28 protein-coding genes, 1 tRNA gene and 3 pseudogenes are annotated in these 19,366 nt (G+C 68.6%); 8 read left to right on the top strand and 24 right to left on the bottom strand.

Going from position 1 to position 19,366, the window contains the following annotated elements; translation table 11 throughout:
* Positions 1–3: 3 nt before the first annotated feature.
* From ABD335_RS23100 to ABD335_RS23200, 21 genes and pseudogenes are all read right to left on the bottom strand, one after another.
* Complete coding sequence (locus tag ABD335_RS23100) at positions 4–528, bottom strand: hypothetical protein (RefSeq protein ID WP_344326703.1); 525 nt, start codon at positions 526–528, stop codon at positions 4–6.
* Between the two features lie 336 nt (positions 529–864).
* The gene (locus tag ABD335_RS23105) at positions 865–1,266 is read right to left on the bottom strand and encodes a response regulator transcription factor (RefSeq protein ID WP_344326705.1); all 402 of its coding nucleotides are present in this window, start codon (positions 1,264–1,266) and stop codon (positions 865–867) included.
* Positions 1,266–1,634: a hypothetical protein gene (locus tag ABD335_RS23110; RefSeq protein ID WP_344326708.1), complete on the bottom strand. Its 369-nt coding sequence runs from the start codon at positions 1,632–1,634 to the stop codon at positions 1,266–1,268. The genes ABD335_RS23105 and ABD335_RS23110 overlap by 1 nt, the downstream gene beginning before the upstream one ends.
* Positions 1,635–1,920: 286 nt before the next feature.
* Positions 1,921–2,100 carry a hypothetical protein gene (locus ABD335_RS23115; RefSeq protein WP_344326711.1) on the bottom strand — a complete coding sequence of 60 codons (180 nt, stop codon included), beginning with the start codon at positions 2,098–2,100 and terminating at the stop codon, positions 1,921–1,923.
* Positions 2,097–2,549 (bottom strand): RusA family crossover junction endodeoxyribonuclease, encoded by a 453-nt coding sequence (locus ABD335_RS23120; RefSeq protein ID WP_344326714.1) that lies wholly within the window; start codon positions 2,547–2,549, stop codon positions 2,097–2,099. The genes ABD335_RS23115 and ABD335_RS23120 overlap by 4 nt, the downstream gene beginning before the upstream one ends.
* A gap of 2 nt (positions 2,550–2,551) precedes the next feature.
* A complete protein-coding gene (locus ABD335_RS23125) occupies positions 2,552–2,887 on the bottom strand; it encodes a hypothetical protein (protein ID WP_344326717.1) in 336 nt (111 codons plus the stop codon).
* A 223-nt stretch (positions 2,888–3,110) separates the two neighbouring features.
* A complete protein-coding gene (locus tag ABD335_RS23130) occupies positions 3,111–5,021 on the bottom strand; it encodes a DNA primase family protein (protein ID WP_344326877.1) in 1,911 nt (636 codons plus the stop codon).
* 57 nt (positions 5,022–5,078) lie between these two features.
* Positions 5,079–5,729 (bottom strand): annotated as a pseudogene (locus ABD335_RS23135) (bifunctional DNA primase/polymerase); the annotation flags it as partial.
* Between the two features lie 60 nt (positions 5,730–5,789).
* Positions 5,790–6,038 carry a hypothetical protein gene (locus tag ABD335_RS23140; RefSeq protein WP_344326720.1) on the bottom strand — a complete coding sequence of 83 codons (249 nt, stop codon included), beginning with the start codon at positions 6,036–6,038 and terminating at the stop codon, positions 5,790–5,792.
* An 82-nt stretch (positions 6,039–6,120) separates the two neighbouring features.
* Positions 6,121–6,756, bottom strand: a complete 636-nt coding sequence (locus tag ABD335_RS23145; protein WP_344326723.1) for a hypothetical protein — start codon at positions 6,754–6,756, stop codon at positions 6,121–6,123.
* Between the two features lie 19 nt (positions 6,757–6,775).
* The gene (locus ABD335_RS23150; protein WP_344326726.1) at positions 6,776–7,579 is read right to left on the bottom strand and encodes a PD-(D/E)XK nuclease family protein; all 804 of its coding nucleotides are present in this window, start codon (positions 7,577–7,579) and stop codon (positions 6,776–6,778) included.
* Complete coding sequence (locus ABD335_RS23155; RefSeq protein ID WP_344326729.1) at positions 7,576–7,749, bottom strand: hypothetical protein; 174 nt, start codon at positions 7,747–7,749, stop codon at positions 7,576–7,578. Before ABD335_RS23155 ends, ABD335_RS23150 begins: the two co-directional genes overlap by 4 nt.
* Positions 7,749–7,877 (bottom strand): hypothetical protein, encoded by a 129-nt coding sequence (locus tag ABD335_RS23160; RefSeq protein ID WP_344326732.1) that lies wholly within the window; start codon positions 7,875–7,877, stop codon positions 7,749–7,751. Before ABD335_RS23160 ends, ABD335_RS23155 begins: the two co-directional genes overlap by 1 nt.
* Complete coding sequence (locus ABD335_RS23165) at positions 7,874–8,428, bottom strand: hypothetical protein (protein WP_344326735.1); 555 nt, start codon at positions 8,426–8,428, stop codon at positions 7,874–7,876. Before ABD335_RS23165 ends, ABD335_RS23160 begins: the two co-directional genes overlap by 4 nt.
* Positions 8,425–8,556, bottom strand: a complete 132-nt coding sequence (locus ABD335_RS23170) for a hypothetical protein (protein WP_344326738.1) — start codon at positions 8,554–8,556, stop codon at positions 8,425–8,427. Before ABD335_RS23170 ends, ABD335_RS23165 begins: the two co-directional genes overlap by 4 nt.
* Positions 8,556–8,789 carry a hypothetical protein gene (locus ABD335_RS23175; protein WP_344326741.1) on the bottom strand — a complete coding sequence of 78 codons (234 nt, stop codon included), beginning with the start codon at positions 8,787–8,789 and terminating at the stop codon, positions 8,556–8,558. The genes ABD335_RS23170 and ABD335_RS23175 overlap by 1 nt, the downstream gene beginning before the upstream one ends.
* A complete protein-coding gene (locus tag ABD335_RS23180; protein ID WP_344326744.1) occupies positions 8,786–9,700 on the bottom strand; it encodes a hypothetical protein in 915 nt (304 codons plus the stop codon). The genes ABD335_RS23175 and ABD335_RS23180 overlap by 4 nt, the downstream gene beginning before the upstream one ends.
* Positions 9,697–9,960 carry a hypothetical protein gene (locus ABD335_RS23185; RefSeq protein WP_344326747.1) on the bottom strand — a complete coding sequence of 88 codons (264 nt, stop codon included), beginning with the start codon at positions 9,958–9,960 and terminating at the stop codon, positions 9,697–9,699. Before ABD335_RS23185 ends, ABD335_RS23180 begins: the two co-directional genes overlap by 4 nt.
* Positions 9,957–10,310, bottom strand: a complete 354-nt coding sequence (locus ABD335_RS23190; protein WP_344326750.1) for a hypothetical protein — start codon at positions 10,308–10,310, stop codon at positions 9,957–9,959. Before ABD335_RS23190 ends, ABD335_RS23185 begins: the two co-directional genes overlap by 4 nt.
* A gap of 98 nt (positions 10,311–10,408) precedes the next feature.
* Positions 10,409–10,639 (bottom strand): hypothetical protein, encoded by a 231-nt coding sequence (locus ABD335_RS23195; protein WP_344326753.1) that lies wholly within the window; start codon positions 10,637–10,639, stop codon positions 10,409–10,411.
* Positions 10,611–10,925: a helix-turn-helix transcriptional regulator gene (locus tag ABD335_RS23200; RefSeq protein WP_344326756.1), complete on the bottom strand. Its 315-nt coding sequence runs from the start codon at positions 10,923–10,925 to the stop codon at positions 10,611–10,613. Before ABD335_RS23200 ends, ABD335_RS23195 begins: the two co-directional genes overlap by 29 nt.
* Positions 10,926–11,146: 221 nt before the next feature.
* On the opposite strand from ABD335_RS23200, the gene ABD335_RS23205 reads away from it, so the two are divergent.
* The 4 genes from ABD335_RS23205 to ABD335_RS23220 all read left to right on the top strand — a co-directional run bounded on the left by ABD335_RS23205 (position 11,147) and on the right by ABD335_RS23220 (position 13,932).
* Positions 11,147–11,515: an XRE family transcriptional regulator gene (locus ABD335_RS23205; RefSeq protein ID WP_344326759.1), complete on the top strand. Its 369-nt coding sequence runs from the start codon at positions 11,147–11,149 to the stop codon at positions 11,513–11,515.
* Between the two features lie 395 nt (positions 11,516–11,910).
* Positions 11,911–13,152, top strand: coding sequence for a tyrosine-type recombinase/integrase (locus ABD335_RS23210; RefSeq protein ID WP_344326762.1), 1,242 nt, complete (start codon positions 11,911–11,913; stop codon positions 13,150–13,152).
* 125 nt (positions 13,153–13,277) lie between these two features.
* A tRNA-OTHER gene (locus ABD335_RS23215) sits at positions 13,278–13,341 on the top strand.
* A 39-nt stretch (positions 13,342–13,380) separates the two neighbouring features.
* A complete protein-coding gene (locus tag ABD335_RS23220; RefSeq protein WP_344326765.1) occupies positions 13,381–13,932 on the top strand; it encodes a hypothetical protein in 552 nt (183 codons plus the stop codon).
* Between the two features lie 70 nt (positions 13,933–14,002).
* Here the strand turns inward: ABD335_RS23220 and ABD335_RS23225 are convergent.
* A pseudogene (locus tag ABD335_RS23225) lies at positions 14,003–14,275 on the bottom strand (tyrosine-type recombinase/integrase); the annotation flags it as partial.
* A pseudogene (locus ABD335_RS23230) lies at positions 14,274–14,668 on the bottom strand (hypothetical protein); the annotation flags it as partial. The pseudogenes ABD335_RS23225 and ABD335_RS23230, both read right to left, overlap by 2 nt.
* A gap of 68 nt (positions 14,669–14,736) precedes the next feature.
* On the opposite strand from ABD335_RS23230, the gene ABD335_RS23235 reads away from it, so the two are divergent.
* The 4 genes from ABD335_RS23235 (at position 14,737) to ABD335_RS23250 (ending at position 17,650) form a co-directional block, all read left to right on the top strand.
* Positions 14,737–15,048 (top strand): hypothetical protein, encoded by a 312-nt coding sequence (locus ABD335_RS23235; RefSeq protein ID WP_344326768.1) that lies wholly within the window; start codon positions 14,737–14,739, stop codon positions 15,046–15,048.
* On the top strand, positions 15,045–15,329 hold the full coding sequence (locus tag ABD335_RS23240) for a hypothetical protein (protein ID WP_344326770.1): 285 nt from the start codon (positions 15,045–15,047) through the stop codon (positions 15,327–15,329). The genes ABD335_RS23235 and ABD335_RS23240 overlap by 4 nt, the downstream gene beginning before the upstream one ends.
* Positions 15,330–15,834: 505 nt before the next feature.
* On the top strand, positions 15,835–16,899 hold the full coding sequence (locus tag ABD335_RS23245) for a DUF262 domain-containing protein (protein ID WP_344326772.1): 1,065 nt from the start codon (positions 15,835–15,837) through the stop codon (positions 16,897–16,899).
* Positions 16,900–16,909: 10 nt separating this feature from the next.
* On the top strand, positions 16,910–17,650 hold the full coding sequence (locus tag ABD335_RS23250) for an MAE_28990/MAE_18760 family HEPN-like nuclease (protein WP_344326774.1): 741 nt from the start codon (positions 16,910–16,912) through the stop codon (positions 17,648–17,650).
* Between the two features lie 471 nt (positions 17,651–18,121).
* On the opposite strand, the gene ABD335_RS23255 is transcribed toward ABD335_RS23250, so the two are convergent.
* Positions 18,122–18,643, bottom strand: coding sequence for a hypothetical protein (locus tag ABD335_RS23255; RefSeq protein ID WP_344326776.1), 522 nt, complete (start codon positions 18,641–18,643; stop codon positions 18,122–18,124).
* Positions 18,644–19,366 lie beyond the last annotated feature (723 nt).

The raw sequence follows: 19,366 nt of genomic DNA on the forward strand, positions 1-19,366 counted from the left end.
TGGCTACTGCGGGTCGAGGGCGCGGATCGTGGGGCAAGGCCAGCGGACGGCGAGGTCGGTGGTGCACTCCAGGCAGATGCCGTCTTCCTCGCGGTGGAGGGCGCGGACGCGGTCGAGGGCGGCATAGGCGTCGGCCAAGGCGGGAGCGAGCCATTTCACTTCGGTCTCGGCCTTCTCGGCGCGCTGTGCGGAGGCGTCGGCAGCCTGTCCCAGCCGCAGCGCAACCGCAGCTCGGGCGGCGCGCTCATCGCGGGCGCGGTTGCGGGCGTTGTGCCACGCGGCCCGGTACCGGTTGGCGTTGACGCGGAAGGTGCGCATCGAGGCGACGAGGTTGTTGTGGTCGGCGCGCTGCTCCTCGGCACGGTGGCGGTCGTCGTCGGCCGTGGCCGGGACGGCGGGCTCCGGCTCGGCTCCGACACCGAGGATCTTCCACGGGCTGACGGGCGGGGGCTTGAGCGCGCACCGGTAGGCGTACAGGTGGCCCTCGGAGCACTCGGGGCCGCACTGGCGGGCGGGGCGGTCGGTCATCGATTCGGGTCCTTCCTGCGGGGTCGGGGTGCGACGGCGGGCATGTACGTGCAGACGACGACGGCGGCGGCGATCGTGACGGCCGCCGCGAGCTCAACCAGGGCGGCTAACACGGCGGTCACAGGAGGCCCCCGGCGACGTGCACGGTGCGGATGCGGCGCCCGTGCCAGAACCGGCGGCCGAGCGACAGTTCCGGGATGTAGCCGGTGCGCTGGGGCCGGGCTGGCGCGGTACCGGCACCGGCGCACAGGGGCCTCCCGTGGGCCCACAGGCGCCCGTGCGTGGTGAGGGCGATACGCCGACCGCACTTGGGGCACACGCCGCGGCGGGCGGGCATCACGCGCCCCCGTCCGGGCCGTCGAGGGCGGCGAGGGTGGGGCAAGGCCAAGGGGTGACGACGCCATGGCACCGGAAGCGTCCGTCCCAGCCGGAGCAGTGGGCGCAGCAGGTGGTGCCAGCGCGGGTCAGGGGCTGGTGGAGAGCCCGGACACGCTCGACTGCGGCCTCCGCGCGTTCGGCGCGTTCCCGCTCCGCGTACAGGGCTATCAGCCCCCGCTCGTGGGCCAGATGGACGGCGTGGGCCATGTTCGCCGCACCGAGCTTCCGGAAGGCGCGCCGGGCGACGTCGCTGACGGTGCCTTCGGTGGTGTGGAGGGTCCGGCCGATCCGGCGGTAGCTGTGGCCTTGGGCGGCGTGAGCGATGACGGCGAGCTCGCGGTCGGTGAGCGGGCCGGTCATCAGAACCTCCACCAGCCGTCGTAACCGGCAGGGATAGCCGGGTAGTTGGCGAGCATCGGCCGCAGCAGCTCCAGGTGCTTGGCGGCCACGTCAGGCTCCTGAGCGCCCCAGTAGCGTTCGCCGTCCCACCGGCCCTCGCACTTGCCGCCATACCGGCCGTCTTCGTACCGGGCGAGGAACTCCGCGGCGTCCTTCGGCAACGGGTCCTGGAGGTCTTGGAGGCGGCCGGTGCAGGCGACGGTGATGCCGCTCCGGCGCCGGTACCAGACGGCGTTGATCTCGGCCCAGTGGCCTCCGTCGGTGCGGAGGCTGGTGAGGTCGATGGCGTAGGGGCGGTGGGAGATGAGGAAGCGGGTCTCGCGGATCACGGTGGGGTGCTCCTATGCGCGTGTGTCGGTGGAACCGGATGAGGGCGGCGTGTACGCGGGCCGGGAAGGCAAGCGGCGGGAACCGGGGCAGGGGGTTCCTCGCGGCCTGTCGTGGTGCCGTACGAGGCCCTCGGTGGTGAGGGCGTAGGGCTTGTCGCAGGCGGTGCAGTGCCCGCGGGGAGTCGAGGGGCGGGGCTGCGGGGGTCGGGGGCGTGCGCCGCCGAAGGTTCCGTCGGGGATGGTTTCGGCGAGGAGTTGTTCGAGGGTGGGCATGGCGGTGGTCTCCTCATGCGGTACGGGCGGTGGTGGTGTGGGGGCATTCGGTGCGGTGCTTGATGCGGGCCTCGGCTGCGCGGGCCGCGGCGTCGCTTCCGGTGTGTCGTTCGTGGTGGAGGCAGGCGGCGCACAGGTAGTCGGTGGTGTTGGGGCGGATGTGGAGGCCGCCCAGCCACGGGGTGCCGGTCACAGGGCAGCTCCTTGCCACTGGAACGCGGCGTGCTGCTCTGGGGTGATCTCTTGCACGACGAGGGTGAGGCGGCCGCCTTTGGCGATGGGGCCGAGGCGCATGTCGGGGCCGACGACGCGGGTGTGGTCGTCGTCTTCCAGGACTCCGGCGTCCACGAGTCCGTCCACGGCGGCTTTGAAGGAGGGGTAGAAGTTCGCCGGATCGATCCGCCGCCTGCTCCCCGGGTGGAGGATGCCGAGGATGTAGGCGCGTTGCATGACGGGAGCCGGGTTGGCCGTGGCGAGCGCTGCTCGCATGTGCTCGTTTTCCGAGCAGGCGGCCATGGCGGCGCCGCGGATGGCGGCGGTGAGTTCGGCGCGGACCCTGTGGTGGACGCGCTGGTTCGCGTTGAGGAGCCTCAGCCCAGCCGGTAGAGCCAGGGTGAAGGTGCGCAGGGTGGGCGGTGCCATGGTCATTGTGTGGGCTCGCTTTCGGGACAGCGGTGTTCGCGGAGCACCGGGTAGGCGTGGTGGGGGATGACGGTGGGGTGCCGGTCGGTGATGCGTGCCGGGGTGACGGTGGACCCGGGGATGAGTCGCCAGGTGAGCAGTCCCGCCAGTCGGGCTTGGATCTCCTCGGTGAGGGAGATCGGGGTGGCGTCGGTGGTGGCGTCGATGGCGGCGACGCGTCCGATGCGGGCGCGAAGGACGGGGGCGCCGCAGCGTCGGCAGACGTCTGGGGTTGCGTGGTCGCTGGTGGCTTGGATCTTCTCTTCGAGCCATAGCGGGGGTTGCTGACTGCCGGTCACTGGACACCCCTGGGGTGGGGCAGTGCCCGCAGTGACAGCAGTGACCGATCCGAGGGTTTTTCAGGTTGGGGGCATCCCGTGCGCGTGCGCGCGTGCGCGCGAATGTCGTGCATCGCGGGAAGTTCGGTCACTGCGGTCACTGCACACCTCCTGAGCTGGGGTAACGGCCCGAATTTCGGTCACTGTTGTCGGTCACTGGTCGGTCACTGTGGGGGTGGATCGGTCACTGATCGGCCCACCGGCCTCCCTTCGGCTCGTCCTCGTCCCCGTCGGGGAGTGACCGTTCGAGGAGGGCGATCCCGACGTAGAAGCGGCGCCCGTTGGAGCGGGTCTGGTCGATGCCGAACCGGGTGCGAAGCTCCCGGCCGAACACCTGGGGCTTGAGGGGGGTCTCGCCTTCGGCGCGGCACCAGTCGTCGTAGGCGGCGCGGAGGCGGGCGGTGTTGGTGGTGACCTGGCGGCCGCCTCCGAGGTGGCAGCAGTCAGCGATGAATCGAGCGAGGGAGTCTTCTTCTTCGGCGTAGCCCTCGGTGATGGCCATGACCGACGCGGGTTCTTTCAGCCCCTCGCGGAACGCGGTGACGGCACCGGCGACGATCCACGCGAGGATGCCGGGGCCTTCCTCTTTGGCGAGGATCTGGGCGAGTCCTTCGACCTTGCGCTCGGGGGGGACGGTGCGGGTGAAGGGGATGAGGCGCAGGCGCCGCCAGAAGGATTCGCCGCCGGCCTTGACCGCGGGGAGGTGGTTGCCCATCAGCCACAGGTGGTGGGTGGGCTCGAACGTGAAGTGGTCCTGCCTCATGAACCGCGCGGTCAGAGCGTCGCCTCCTGTGAGGAGCTTGACTTTGGCTTCGTCGAAGCGGGCGTCTTGGTTGACCTCGGAGGCGACGACGAGGCGGAGTCCGTGGAGGCGGGCGACTTCGGTTTCGTGTTGTTGCTGCCCGGCCATGAGGAACGCGTTCGGCGCGGTCGCGGCGTAGTCGCCGAGGACGGCGCGGAGTACGTCGAGGAACACGGACTTGCCGTTGCCTCCGGGCCCGTGGAGGAACGGGAGGATGTGGAAGCGGGTGTCGCCGGAGGCGGAGTATCCGGCGAGGCGCTGAACGAACGCGGCGACGTCGGTGGCCTCGCCGAAGGTGTCGTTGAGGAAGCGCTGCCACCGCGGGGTGGGCATCTGCGGGTCTGGGGCGACGGTGGTGGAGCGGGTGTGCATCTGCCCGGGGTCGGGGTCGGCGAGTTCTCCGGTGGTGAGGTCGACGATGCCGCCGGGGGTGTTGAGGGCGAGCCGGCGGGTGTCGAGCTTCTGGTAGGGGGCGACGATGCGGCGGTCGGTCTGGGCGACGGTGACCATGGAGGACAGGCCTTTGGCGGACAGGGACCGCATCTTGTGCTGTTTCTCGCCTTCGCCTTCGGGGAGGGCGCGGGCTATGTCGCGGGCGAGTTCGCGGACCTGCCCGGCTTCGTCCCAGGCCCACCGGTGTCCGTCCCAGATGAGCCAGCGTCCGCGCTGGGGTACGAACCGGATCTCGTGTTCGTGGGCGTCCACCAGGCGCAGGGCGTTCCCGTCGTCGGTGCGGGAGTACGTCTGTGGCCCGGGGTCAGGGCGCGAGGCCATCGGGTGTTCGTGGACGTTGAGTGCGGCGGTCCCGTCGACGGGGGCCGGGGTGTTGGGGACGGGGCGGAGGTGGCGGACGGGTTCGGGTGCGGGTTGGCCGTAGCCGAGGCGGCGCAGTTCCCGCGCGGCGGCCGAGTGGTCTCCGCCGTGGTTGAGGAGCGCGTAGGCACCGAATTTGGTGTACGGGGTTTCTGTCTCGAACTCGGTGGAGGAGGAGAACACGAACAGCCGGTCGCGGTCGGCGGCGCGGCCAGTGGTCGCGGAGACGCCCGGGGTGGTCTTCCCGGGGCGGCGCCAGTAGACGGTGCTGCCGCGCTGGAAGAGGCTCGTCCACCCGTGGGGGACGAGGATGTCCGGCCACTCGGTGCGCTGCTCGAAGTCGTCTCCCGGGGAGAGACCCGCTTCGCTGGTGCCGCCTTCGCCACCGAGGAGCCACGCGTTGGCCTCGTCCAGCGGCTCAAGCTTCGCGCTGGGCTGGCTGGCCTGGGCAGGCTCCTCCACCGGGACGGCATCGACCATGCGGCAGACGGCGTGGAGGGCGCGGTGTTCTTCGGCGGTGATGGTGGGGCACGTCGTGGGCCCGCCGGCCAGCAGCTCGTAGGGGCGGCCGCTTGCGTGGACGGTGCCGTGCGAGGGCGCGGTGACGACGAAGCCGCCTTCGCCGCGGGTCTCAATCCAGCCCCGGGTGATCCTCTTCCCGGGGTGGCGTTGGAGGAGGTCCCGCTCGTCCTCGGTGAGTTCGTCCTCGCGGGCGAGGCGTGCGGCGAGCTTGGTGTTGCCAGGGACGGGGGCGCCTTCGACGCGGTAGTGGAAGTGGAGGCCGCCGGAGGGGGAGCGTTCGAGCCATCCGGTGGCGATGCGCTGCCAGAGGTCGGCGAGCCCGGATGCGTCGATGATCTCGGCGAGCTGGGCGAGGATGCCCTCCTGCACCGCCAATCCTTCGAGTTCGAGCATCTCCAGGTTCCCGGAGACGGCCCCGGTGACGACACCGATCCCGGGGTGGCCGCCTTCGAACCAGCGGCGGAGGGTGGCCTCGTCGGCGCGGCGCTGCTGGTAGTGCTTCCAGGCGCCGCGGGGTTGCTTGGTTCCGTCGGCGCGGACGGAGACGACGGAGCACCCGGCGGTGTGCAGCGTGAGGGCCGCGGCGAGCATGTCCGGTGGCGGTGTGGCGCTCAACTGGTCTCCTTGTGGTGCTGGACGGTGCTGCGTAGAAGTTGGGGGGAGTGCCCACCCGCGGCGTCGAACCGCGGGCGCCGGCCTGGCTACCGGGTGGGCTGGCTGGGTTGGTCAGGCGTCGTCGGGCGTGTCGGTCGGCGGGAACACGGCGTCGAGCATCTGGCGGATCTCCTGGGCGTCCCGCTTGGTGAGGTCGCGCTCGAACACGGTGGTGCTGTTGGCGAGGTACTTCGGCCCGTGGAGGCGGTAGCCGTGGCCGTTGCCATCGGCGTCGAGCTGGGCGAGCTGGAGTTGGAGGGCGCCGCCGAGGTTGCGGTGGAGGGCGATCACGAGGCGCTCGGTGGGCTGCTGGTTGGCCATCTGCTTCTCTGCTTTCTGCTTGGCTGGCCTGCCGCGGGGAGGTGTGGTGGTCTCCCCGCGGCAGGCGGTGCTCACTAGCGGGTCAGAACTGGGGCACGTTGCCCTGCGCCGCGGCCTGCTGCTGGGCCAGCAGCGCCGCGGTGGCGGGGTTCTGCTGGGCCTGCGCGTACTGCTGCGGGGTCAGCCCCTGGCCGGGCTGCTGGGCCATCGGGGCGGCCTGCTGCGCCGCCACCGGCTGTCCCTGCGGCTGCGCCCCCGGCTCCGGGGCATGGAGCTCGGCCTGCGCGGCCGGGGTGTAGACGGCGGTGAAGTTCTTCGGCGCGTTGAAGCGGGGGTTCTTCCGCTCCCCGTCGCGGGCGTAGGTGACGGAGAGGATGCCGCCGACCTCCAGGCCGCGGGCCCCGGCGGCGCGGACCGCCTGGGCGACCGCGGTCTTCATCTGGCCCTTGATGTACAGACGCCGCGTGCCGTCGTCGTCCTCGACGGAGGGGTCGCGCTGGTCGGTCTGGACGGTGACGACGAGCTGCATCTGCGGCTTGCCGTCGTCCCAGAACTTCAGCTCACCGGTGGTGTAGTCGCGCTGCTGCTCGACGGTGGGCCGCTCGGTGATGCGGCCGGCGACGGTGGTGCCGATGGTGGGGAACTTCGCGGAGGGGACACCGCCGCCCATGAGGAACTCGTCGGCGGAGGGCATCTGGTGCTGCTGCGGGAACGTCATGCTGATCTGCCTCTTTCTGTTATGCGATGAGTGCTTCGAGCTGGGTGCTCTGGGCGGTGGTGTCGGCCCCGGGGCAGCCGACGGACAGGTCCGTCGACCCGGGGAGAAGCCACGGGCAAAAGCGGCACTTCGCGGCTTCGCTCGTGGGGATCAGGGACCAGCGCTCGGGGTGCGCCTCGGGGTCGAGGTCGAAGAGCTGCTGGCGGATGCGGTCGAGCCGGGCGATGGCCGCTTCGGCGACGGCCCGGTTGTAGGGCTCGGACCACACGTGGATGCGGAGTTCGTGGTAGCGGGCGACGAAGACGATGGCGACGCGCTGCGGGTGCTCGCCGGCGTTCTCCTGCCCGAGCCCGTACAGGTGGGCTTGGATGCGGTACTGGTCTCCGGGGCCCTGGCGCCGGTAGCGGTCCAGCGAGCTGGTGCCGGTGAGTTTCCAGTCGTAGACGGTCCCGGTGGCTCGGTCGTACAGGTCGGACGACCCGGCGAGGGTGGCGTCTTCGGTGGCCCCTTCGCGGACGACCACCCGCTGTTCGATCTTGTAGCGGGGGGTTCCATCCGGGAGGACCGCCTGCTTCGCGGTGAACGCCTCTTCCATCCAGGCGTGGAAGCCGATGCCGAGGACGGAGGCGATGGGGTCTCCGTCGTTGACGGTAGGCCAGTCGTACATCTTGTACGTGAGCTTCCGCTCGCACGGGTCGCCGACCTCGGACGGGCCGATGCGCTTCTGCTGCGAGCGAGGGCTGTTGGCCGCGGTGTTGGTGATGAGGTCGCCGACGCGGGCGGCGATGGCCTCGCTGATGGCGTCGTTTCCGGTGGCTATCACGAGGGGGCACCTCCTTTCTGCTCGTTGTCGTGGGTGAGGCCGAGGGCGGCCAGGACGGTGATGCGGTCGGGTTCGTCGGTGATGCGCCGGCGGATGTAGCGCTCGGCGTCGCGGCGCTGCTGGTCGGTGATGGGTGGCCCGGAGGAAACCCAGCTCGGGAGGTTGGCCATCAGAAGCGACCGCCCTTCGGGGCGCAGCGGCAGTACTCGAACTTCTGGCTGCACTTCGGGCAGTTGCCGTTGGGCGGCTCAGGCACCGGGGCCGTGGTGGCCCCGGCGCGCTCGGGTGCGGTCGTCACGCGGCCCCACCGCCCGACGGCGCGTGCTCCCACCGCGGCAGGCCCCAGCCGTCCGCGGGCTCCTCGCCGTCCCTCAGCGCCGGCTCCACGAGCCGGGCCAGGGCCTCGGGGTCCACCCAAACGTCGGCCCGCAGCGGCATGGCGTTGTGCCCGTCGAGGTCCACCAGGTGCCAGCCCTCCTCGCCCCAGGTGAGGGACGCGCCCGCGGGCCAGGAGCTCCAGGTGTCGAGGGCGGGGTGGGCGGTGTTCCAGGTGAGGTGTCCGCCGTCCTCGGTGTCCTCCCACTCGGTGGGGGTGAGGTTGGCGCGCTGGAAGGCGGCGACCGCGGCGGCGAGGTAGTTGGGCATGGTGTCTCCGGTGGTGTGGGGCGGGCGGGGGACGAGGCCGAGGACGATGGCGCTGGTGCAGGGCCACGGGACGGGCTCGGACCAGGTGCGGCGGCGCGGGTTGTCGTACTCGTCGATCCAGGTCTGGGCGGCGGTCTGCTTGCAGCGGGCGCAGACGAGGGAGCCGCCGAAGCTGACCGGCTCGTGACCGAAGGTGGCGCTCACGCGGCCTCACCCCGCTGCACGATCCGCCGCTGCTGGGCGGGGCTGTAGCCGTCTTCGGCGAGGGCCTGCGCGTAGCCGTCGTCGGGCTGGTCGTCGTGGGGCTCGTCGGCCCAGTCGTGGTCGTACATCAGTCGTCGTCCCCCGGGTAGTCGAAGCGGTCGTGTCGGTCGTCTTCGTTGCGGCAGAGCCAGCCGCAGTAGGTGGTGCCGCGGGGTACCGGGCGGGGGCAGCAGGCGCAGGTGTCGAGTGCGGGTGCGGTGCGGGCCGGCCCGGTCGGTGGGGCCAGGTGCTCGGCGAGGAGCCCTGCGGCGAGGGCGGTGGGGCCGGCGGTGCCGAGGAGAGCGAGGAGGAGCGCGGTCACCGGGCGCCACCCGCCTCGGTGGCCATGCGGCGCAGCTCGGCGACGGCCCAGGCGCGGCCCCGGTCGTAGCCGCTCTCGGGCGGGTAGTCGGCCTCGATCTCGTCGGCGGCCTCCCGCAGCACCTCGGCGCGGTGCGCGTCCCGCTCCACCAACTCCCCGTCACCGTCGGGCAGCAGGAGCGCCAGCCCCAGCGCCTCGCGGTGCTCGTCGTTGAGACGCAGTGCGACGCGGCGGCCGGTGTCGGTGGTGCAGCAGACGACCGTCTCGCCGTCGTCCCTGTTGTCGGGGAAGGTGACGGCGCCGGCCCAGCGAACGGGGACCGACTCGGTGGGGCGGTGCTGCATGGCGTTGATCTCGTCCGGGCCGAATCCGTCGCGGGCGAGGCTGGCGGCCATCTCGTCCCGCCCGGCGGCGTCGGCCATGCGGCGCAGCTCGTCATGGATCGCACGGCTTGCCGTATGCGGGCCGATGATCCCGGCGGCCTTCATGGCGTCGAAGTCCGGGAACCGGTCCGCGAACCCCTTGGCCACGGACGCGGCCTCGTTCAGCACCTCGGCGCGGAGCCGCTCACGTGCGGCGGCCTCCACCGCGTCCCGCTCGGCGCCAGCCCCCCGCAGAGCTACGACCAGATCGCGGGCCGTGAAGTCGCCGGGCGCCTCGGTGGTGGTCTGCTGCTCCAGCTCGGCGACACGGTCCCGCGCCTTCTTCAGCTCGGCCTGGGTGGTGGCGAGCTGACCGGCTGCCTGCCTGAGGTGGGCGCCCATCTCGTCCAGCTCGGCCCGCAGCCGCTCGACCTCGGCCAGCGCCTCCACCGCGACCGTGCGCACCTCAGCATGCGTCGAGTCCAATGCGGCCAGAGTCTCCCGGTGCTCGGCCTCGCGCTCCGGCGTCAGCGGCTCCCGGGCGCTCATGCGGCCACCCCCTTGGGGGAAACGGTGACGCCGTAGCGCTCCGCCCGCTTCAAGCACGAGGTGCACGTGGGCTGCTGGTCGGGGTTCCCGCGCTCCAGCCCCCAGAAGGCGGCGGCGCGCTTGCACAGGGCGTCCCCGGCCTCGCGGCTCAACCGCCCGGCGCTCAGCGGCTGGTCGAGGACGATGTGGTAGCCGCCGTTGGAGCTGGCCCCCTGGCGGGGGTTGAAGGCGTAGCGGACGTGTCCGGTGAGGGCGCTCATGCGACCACCTGCTCACCAGCCGCGGCAGCCTGCGCCTTGTCGTCCACCGCCGCCGGTACCAGCAGCCGAACGCAGACCCGCACGTCCCGCCACGACGACACCAGCATCACCGACCGGTGCGGGCCGTCCAACGACTCGAAGTCCATCCGGGAGACAGCACCGCCCAGCACCGCTTCGTAGGCGTCCAGCGCGGCGTACTCCTCCACGGTGTTCGCGTGCAGGTAGCCGACCAGCTCGTTGTCCTCGACGTGCCACGCCCTCGCGCGCGGCAGCTCGGGGAACTCGCTCAGGAGCTGCACCAGCGCCGTCGCCGGGGCCAACTGCGGGATCGGGATAGGCTGTGAACTCACGGCCTTACCTCTCTTTCTGTGGATTGGTTGGGGTGAGGCCTCAGGGGTCGCGCCGGGGGGAATCCGGTGGCGGCCCCGACCTCGTTTCAGGGGGTAGGTCAGGCGGCCGGCTTCGCGGCCTGCTCCGCCACCCACGCCTTCACGCGCTCCAGGTCGAACCGCTTGCCGCGGGAGAACGGGATCGGCTCGGTCGGGCAGCCGTCCCGCACCCACTTGTCGACCGTCCACGCGGACACGCCGTAGTAGGTGGCGAGCTGCTGCTTGGTCAGCAGGGGCGTGACGCCCGGGGGGAGCGCCGCCTCACGGTCGGCGAGCGTCATCGTCGTCATGGGGTTTACACCTTTCCACTGTGTCAGTAGAAACCTCAGGCATGGCAAAGAGCCGTTGGAGGGGTTCGTCCAGGGCCTCGGCGATCAGCCATGCCGTGCGGAGGCGGCAGGAGTCCGACGAGGTCTTGCCTTGGCCGGCGACTTTGCCGACGGCGGCCGGGCTGATGCCGCGGCCGGTGGCGTCGACCCGCTTGGTGGCCTCCGCGAGGTCCGGGCCGCTCATGCCGCGCCGCTTCATGGCGTCTCGTATGGGCTGGCCGTTGGATCTGCGGAGCAGGTTGGACATGGGGTACCTCGTGCCATGCGGGTCCCGGCGGCCGGTCGGCTGCCGTTGCCACAGTTCTACAGTGTGAGTGGCAGGTGTGCAAGCGTGTGGACGGGTGTGGGTGGGTGGCGACGGGGATTGGCATATGCATTGAGTAGCGTTCTGGTCACCGTGTGGTGCGAACGCGCCACCGTTTCTACTTTCACTTGTGAAAAGTAGAAGCTAAGGGCATCCTTAGCCCCGTGGAAACCCCCCCAGACGGCATCGACCTTGCCCAGCTCATCCAATGGATCAAGGGCGCCACGGGCGACACCGACAGCGACATCGCCCGTCGAATCGGTGCTGCCCCTTCCACCGTCAACGCCTGGGTCCACCGTCTGCGCGGCACCGGCCGCGGCCCCAAACGCGAGACGCTCCGCGCCCTCGCCCACGCCTACAACCTGCCCGAGGACCGCGTGTTCGCCGCCGCCGGCCGCAAGACGCCGGGCCCGCTCACCCCGGACCAGGAGGCCGAGCTGCTGCGCTACTTCCGGGATCTCACCGAGGAGCAGCAGCAGGCGAAGCTCGTGGAGATGCGTGCGCTCGCGCAGCACAACCGGGCGTCCGATTAGTGCCCGTTGCAGGCTTTTCCGTCACCGTGTGTGCGGCATGCTCGACCTGAGTGTGGTCTAGGTAGTCGCATATTCATCTGCATCCGGCTACGGTCTGATCTCAGCCGGTGTCCTCCCCCACTGGCACCACTGCTCACGCATGCTCAGGGGGACACATGTGCGTCCGCGTCCACTACGCCTCCGTTGTCATGGCTCCGTGGGACCCGCAGCAGGAGACCATTACCATCCCCGCGCACCTGAAGCCTCCTCACGCTCTACGCGCGGTGCGGCGGGTGCTGGCCGAATTGGCAGTCGTCCAGCCGGAGGAGGGGGCAGTCTGCTGGTGCGGCGAGCCGATAACCCTCGGTCTCCTCGCGGTCCCCGCCCAGCGATGCCCCTCGGAGAGGTGATGAGAGATGCCTCCACGTCCCAAGAACAACCCGAGACAGATCCGCAGTAAGACGTGCGGTTGCGCGAAGTGCCTGGAGAAGTACCCGACCCCGGAGCGGAAGCGGCGCCGGGACTGCATCGGTCCGTGGCAGGCCCGCTACCGCGACCCGTCCGGGAAGCAGAAGGCGAAGAACTACCCGACCCGCCGGGACGCTGAGGCGTTCCTTGACGACGTGCGCAGCAAGGTCCGCTCCGGCACCTACCTCGACCCCAAGCGCGGCGAGATCACCCTCGCGCAGTGGTGGGGCTTGTGGTGGCCGGCGCAGGACGGGAAGGGCCGCATCACCACCCGGAACCGTAAGGAGTCCGCTTGGCGGGCACACATCGAGCCGAAGTGGGCCACGTGGAAGCTGCGGGACATCGGGTACATCGACGTGCAGACGTGGATCACGTCCGAGGTGAAGGGCCACCACACGCAGAAGAAGGTGCTGGAGCTGCTGCGCGCCATGATGCGCGACGCCGTCCGCGACCAGCGGATCACCGTCAACCCCTGTCTCGAGGTGGAGGTGTCCCCGGCGCCGAAGCGCCACCCGGACGAGCTGCGACCGCCGACGCGGGAGCAGTGCGCGCTGATCCGGGAGCACCTGCCGTCCTACTACCGGCCGTTGGTGGTTTTCCTGGAGGAGACCGGGATGCGGTGGGGGGAGGTGACGGGGCTCCGGTGGTGCCATGTGGACCTGGACGCTCAGCACGTGAAGGTGAAGGAAGTGCTCAGCGACGACGAGGGGAAGCTGTTCCGGCAGCCGGCCCCGAAGACCGCCGCAGGCTTCCGCACCGTGCCCTTGACGCCGGAGGCTGTGGCCGCGGTCGAGACGATGGTGGCTCGGTGGCGTCCGGCGCGGACGCAGTCGGCGATCGACTCGGGGATGCACGAGGAGGAGCTCGTCTTCCGCGGCCCGCAGGGCGGTCTCCTCACGCGGCACAACTTCCGGAGATCGTGGATTCCGGCGATCCAGGATGCGGGCGTGGCCAGGAAGGTTGTCGGTGAGAACGGGCGGGAGCAGTGGTGGCCGCGCGTCCATGACCTCCGGCACACCTTCGCTACGCGGCTGAAGGACGCGGGGGTCCCGGAGAAGGACGTCCAAGCGGTCATGGGGCACGACCGCGGGTCGAAGGTGACGTGGCTGTACCAGCACGCGGGCGAGGACGTGGCGGCCGAGGTGCTCACCGCGCTGACCACGGGTCGAACGCTCCGAGCCGTGTCGTGAGGGGAGTCCACATGGAGTCCACAAAACCCACTACCACCCGCACCCGTCGGCACTCATCGAGCCGCGTTTCGGGGGTTGAGCGGCATCCACCGTCTGCAATTACCGGCACTCACCGGCACTCATCCGCCCTTGATCAATTTACGTGATCTCCTAAAGCGGGTGTCGCAGGTTCGAATCCTGCCGGGGGCACCGGCGCGAACGCCCCGGACCGATCGAGGTCCGGGGCGTTTGACATCCAGGTCTGACGTCAACGGGGGACGGGACGTGTCAGGTGTCACCAAGGACCAGGCGCTCAAGCAGCTGAGAACCCTCGCGCAGGCACGCGCGCTCGGGCGACCCGTCGGCTCCGACCGTCTCATCCAAGCGGCCCTCGACGCGCTCCTGGCCGACGTCGACTCGCCGTCGCTCCCGCTCCTGGCCGGCCTCGGTCGCCGCGAGGAGCACCATGCCCAGGAGCTGTTCGACCACGTAGCGGAAGAGCTGGGAATCGGCTTCGACGTCCCCGCGGACCCGACCGCTGCCAAGTGGGCCTTGGCCTACTGGTTGGCCGCACAGATCGTGGACGGTTCCCTGGACCCGGCGACCGGCGCCGATCTGATCTGGGCCGAAGCGGCGATGGACCTCGGCTATCCCGAGGAACTGCGGTCGGTCGTCATGTGTGCCATCCAGTTGGCGGACTGGGACGAAGGCCAGGGCATCCCGCTGGAGCAGCTCAAGGAAGAAGCCCTTCGCGCGGCCCGCGAACTGGTCGAGCGCCGAGGCCCCGAGACCATCGCCTGACACACCACGGAGCCCCGGAACCGATCACGGTCCGGGGCTCCACGTTTTGCGCCGGCGTCAACGGCAGCGATCAGCCGTGGTCGGGACGTCTCCTGAGCAGCCGGTCCATGTGGCTGCTCGCCTCCCGCTGGGTGTCCTGCACCACGTGCGTGTAGACGTCCATGGTGATGCCGATCTGGCTGTGGCCGAGGATCTCCGTCACCACACGGGGAGCCACCCCGGCGGCGGTCAGCAGCGTCGCGCAGCCGTGCCGGGCATCATGCAGCCGGATCACCCGCAGGCCGGCCTTCCTGGCGACGCGGGTGAAGGAACGGTAGACGTTGCGCGGCTCGACCGGGCGGCCCGGCCAGGCGCAACTCGACCACGCCCGGCTTGACCTCCGTCACGTACGCCGCGTGCACGCCCCAGGCGTGGCGGAGCCGTTCGGCCGAGGCCGCCCGGTCGGCCGGTTCCTGCCCCGGCACCAGCCGCAGCCGGACCCGCAGGCCGGTCGAGGTCGGGCGTATCAGACCCCGACGCGGCGGCACCGGCCGGACCTCCCGACGGGTCGTCGCCCAGGACCCGCAGCCGGAACGGCGGAACGGCCAAGCCCGCAGGAGTCCATCACCGAGCCGTACGAGGTAAGCAGCCGGCCACCGGCACCGACAGGCCCACCCACCCCGACGCCACCCACGGCCGGAGACTGGCCATCGTCACCGCTCTCGCCATCGGCATGGAGGTCCACCACGACGGCCACGGCCACACGGTGACCGCCCACCTCCCCGCCGCCTCCGCACCACAGCCGGCCGTACGGGAAGCCCAGCCATGCTGACCCGCTCCTACGGGTGCGAGGTGATCGCCCACCCCCCGAACGACGGCCGCACCTTCTGGCTCGGCTCCCACCCCACCAGCTCACCGCGGCTCGCCCTGCGCTGGTTACGGCACCGCGCCCGCCACCTCGGCGACCAGCTCGACCCACCGGCCGCCCGGCCCGTCCTGGCCTGGCTCAACGACGACCAAGAGCACGAGCGCGCGATGGCCGTCCTCGCCTCCGGCGCGCTGTACACCCACACGATCTTCGACGACGCCGTGCACTACCTGCTCACCGCCCGCCCCACCCCAAGGCCCCGCCCATGACCCACGACCGCACCGCCGAGAACGAGCAGTTGTACCGCTACGAGATCACCGCCGCCCTGAACGCCGTCGTCCGCGCCTGCCAAGACGTCGTGTCCGACCACAGCCACCGCGGCTTCTGGATCCCCAGAACCAGCAGCGACCAGACCACGCACCAAGACCTCATCGAGGCCGCCCGCCGAGACGTGCTCAACCGCCTCCAAGTCGCCGTTCAGTGTGCCGAGACGGTCGCCTACGCCATTGAGCGAGACCGTCAACACCAGCCCAACCGGCCGACTGAGTAACAACCTTCTCTACGGGTTCAAGGCGGCTCGCTGCCGCTCGCCGCGCGCGGCCCGGCTCCCCGCCGGGCCTGCGCTCCTGTCTCCGCCCCGCTCCGGCCCGGCGTCCGCCGGCCGCGCGGCAACAGCGAGCACCCTGGTTGCTGATCGGGCACCGTCGTGGCTGGGCCCGGTCGGCTCCGACGGCTTTAGGCAGCCGCCTTGGGGCGAGCCTCGACGATCGGGGCCCACATCGGGCACGTGCGGGCAGGCCAGGAGCCAGCCCGATCCGCGGGCCAGCGTACGGGCCCCGATCTCTCGCCCCAAGGCAGCTCCCGCCCAAAGCCGCTCCACCAACCTCGTTACCAGCGCCAGTGCCGCAAGTTTGGACAAGCCCGTACTCGAGCAGGCTGGAGCGATCTACAGTTCTCTCATCAACATCGGACGCAAGCGACCAATGAGGTGAGCCGGCGCAGTGGCGGAGCAGTCTGACCAGACCCCCTTGTTCGACGACACAGAAGAGGAGGACGTGACTGCAGAGCAGTCAGAGCCCCTTTCGGTGCCGCTGGAGGAGCGGCGGCTCGTCACCCAACCGTACGACTTGTCGCTCTCCACTTTGGTTGATGACATCGAGAGAGAACGACTCCTCTTGAGTATCGAGTATCAAAGGAAATACGTATGGGATAGGTCAAAAGCAAGTCGACTAATTGAAAGCTTTTTGCTAAACATCCCTGTCCCCGTCTGCTACTTTGCGGAAAATGAGGACGGATCCTACGAGGTAATTGACGGACTCCAGCGAATTCAGACGATCAAAGACTTCCTCACCGGAAAATTTGCACTGCGCGGCGTCTCGGTCGTCAGCGAATTCGAAGGGCTTTATTACGAGGAACTCCCCCTGAAGGAGCAGCGACGACTCAGCAACAGAACAATTCGCTGCATCGTTATTACCGATGACTCACACCCCGACATTAAATTCGATGTTTTTGAGCGCCTGAACACCGGGTCGGCGATGCTGGCAGCACAAGAACTCAGGAACTGCATTTATCGCGGGGAACTGAATACCTTCCTTAAGGAGCTGGCAGAGAACCCAATTTTCTCCAGAATCCTCGGAGGGCTTAAAAACAGCCGGATGGCTTACGAAGAACTTGCTTTGCGGTTCTTTGCCCTGCATGAGGATCTGGAGGGGTACCGCCCTCCATTGAGGCAACTGCTAAACACGTATATGCGCAAGCACCGCACCGGCACTCCGGACATCGACGCTGTACGCGTCTTCATTGAAACCTGCAATACAGTTTATTATATCTTCGGGGCTGAAGGTTTTAGGCTGGTCAAGGATGGGAAACTTGGCGCCTTCAACAAAGCGCTTTTCGACTCTATTATGCTGCCGCTTGCATTCTCAGACAGAGGCGCCGCTGTAAGTAAAGCAGAAGAGATCAGAGAGCTGCGAGCAGAACTGCTGGACCGCGAGAGCTTTCAAACCGCCATCGGTCGCGCAACAGCCGACCGAACCCGCATGCACGGGCGTATCGCTGCATTCGCCAAGGGGCTGGTGAAGCTCGGCGTGCGCTGCGACCTTCCCAAGCTCCCGGAATAGGCGGGAGGCCATGGCTGACATTCCTCTCGGTTCGCTCTCCGAGTTCATTGACAGCTTGAATGAGGTTGAGACGCTACTAGCCGCAGCGCCATCACAACCACTCGGCGAGGGCGGCATCACGATTCAATCCCAGCATCGCGACCTGGTGAACGCAGTCAATAGATCTGCCATGGTGATGCTAGTCTCGCATTTCGAGGGATTCGTAAAATCTGCCCTCACCGAGTTGATCGATGAAATTTGCGAGGCGCAGCCGCCAACTCGCCGCATCCCGGAAGGTCTGCTCGAACTGCACACCCGCGAGCGGATACAGGAGATTTTCGGGACTACAGGTTCTGACAGAATCCACAAAACCCGCAAGCTGTTCTCCGCTTATGCCCCTCTCTGGGATGCGAACCGAACGATTAATCCACGAATCCTTTCGGCAAGAGTATTAATTCGGCAATTCACTAGCGCCCGACCTGAGGTTCTGGACAGCGTTTTCTCCATCCTTGACGTCCAAGATATTTTGACGCAGATGGACACTTATGTAAATCAAGCCATTTCCAGCCGTGGGGATGATGCAACGCGAATTAAGGTAAGCGTCAAGCTAGAAGAAATCGTGAACAGACGGAACAAGATAGCGCACGGCGACAGATCCGAGAAACCAACGCGATTCGAAGTGGAAGGCTACCTAGTTTTCCTTAAAGATGTCGCAGAATGCCTTTCGACGGTTCTTCAGCAGACAATTTCCCGTTGCTGCTCCCTGCGGTGAGTCCGGGTATCTGGATCAGCCAGTGCAACTCTGTGGCGGCCCCGAGGCGCCGCATCCAGGCGACTCTCGGACCACCAGCCCAGGTGAGAGGTACACCAGCCCAAGGCAGAGCACTCGCCTGAGTTGCTTCCGGACTGACAGATCGTCGTGCCACAGCCGTGCCAGATGCAGGGGTCGGTAGCAGCCAACAAGGGTGGCTGGCGGTGCATCCGTGCCCGCCAGCTCGGCCAGCGAGACGGCAGGTCACTGGCCGATACTCCAGCCTCTCTCATAAAGCGGTGATTACTCGCCGCCCGCCGTACGCCAATGCAGGCCACCAGCGCGCCGCCGTCTTCGGCGGGGAAGAGCATGGAGCCCCATGCCTCATTGGCAGTGTTACTTGCCCAAGGCGCGCCGAGTGTCCAGCCAGCCCATGACGTCTGGCGAGCCACGGACGGCACACGGTGAGTGTGGTACGTACGCACCTACGCGTCAGGGCTCCTGGCTTGTCGTCCCCAGATACCACCTGGCGTTCCTGGTCCACTCCACGATGCCTTCGTGCAATGCATCGATGGACGTCTGGGAACGCCTCCGTGCGGCCCTGAACTGGCGCCCGGTGTAAATCATATCGACCAGCTCGCTGACATCCTCCACGGCTTCCATAATCAGCAGCCTCAACTGCTCTGCCTGCTCGGCTTGCTCCACGTCGACGGACAGACGGAGGGCCGAATCCCGGAGCCACAAATTCTTGAAGGTCTCAGCGAGCTGATGCCTTGGCGTATCTAGGTCTAGATCCGTGCTGCTTGATCTACCCATGGTGTCGATTGCCTCACTGCAGAGATGGGCAAGCTCCACGACCTCCACCCGCACCGCTTCGACTTGTCCGAGGAACGCGGTGTACGCCTCCCTGCGAATCTGCCATATCGCCTCTTGGCGCTGCGCCGAGAACTGCGCTCGCACCCCTGCTAGCGCCGCTTCGACCTGAGCAGCTGCCGTTTCCTGAGCTGCCGTCATCTGAGCGGCTGCCGCCTTGCGTGCCGCGTACCAACCCATGCCAGCAGTGACCACCACTCCACCGACACCAATACCTGCTGCCCAAATGGCTGCTACACCTTGATCCATGCAGCGTGATTATGCCGACGATCAGACAGGCTCGGCAGGCAAATCAAGCAATCGGCTCACGCGCTGCGCTGACGCTCTTGCATGCTCTTGAACTGTCACCGCATGATTCATCGCCGTGCCCTATGGCCGACGCCTAGAGAATTGCGGACCCTGATCGAGGTGCAGTGGAGCGAGCGCAACGCATTCTGGCCCAGCAGATACCGACCAGGACTCACGGGGAACCAAGCCACCAGGCAGCCAGCCACGCCTAACCTACGGTAGTCATCAAGAGCGCTGTACAGCCGTGAAGCACAGCAACCACCGCAATCGGCCCCGACCACCACCGACCTCCGATGGCCGTCTGACGTGCCCGGTTGACCTCAGCGACCACCGTGCCTGTAGTTCGCATCGAGAGGCGACCTGACATCCACGGCTGACATCAACGACGCCGGACGGGGGCATACACCAGCGCTCCGGTCCGGCCGTCGCTCCAGACGACGGCCGCAGTCGGAACGGGCTCGGATCGAACTCCTAAAGCGGGTGTCGCAGGTTCGAGTCCTGCCGGGGCACCGGCGCGAACGCCCCGGACCGATCGAGGTCCGGGGCGTTTGACATCCAGGTCTGACGTCAACGGGG

Source organism: Streptomyces macrosporus, from assembly GCF_039533145.1.
GTDB lineage: Bacteria > Actinomycetota > Actinomycetes > Streptomycetales > Streptomycetaceae > Streptomyces > Streptomyces macrosporus.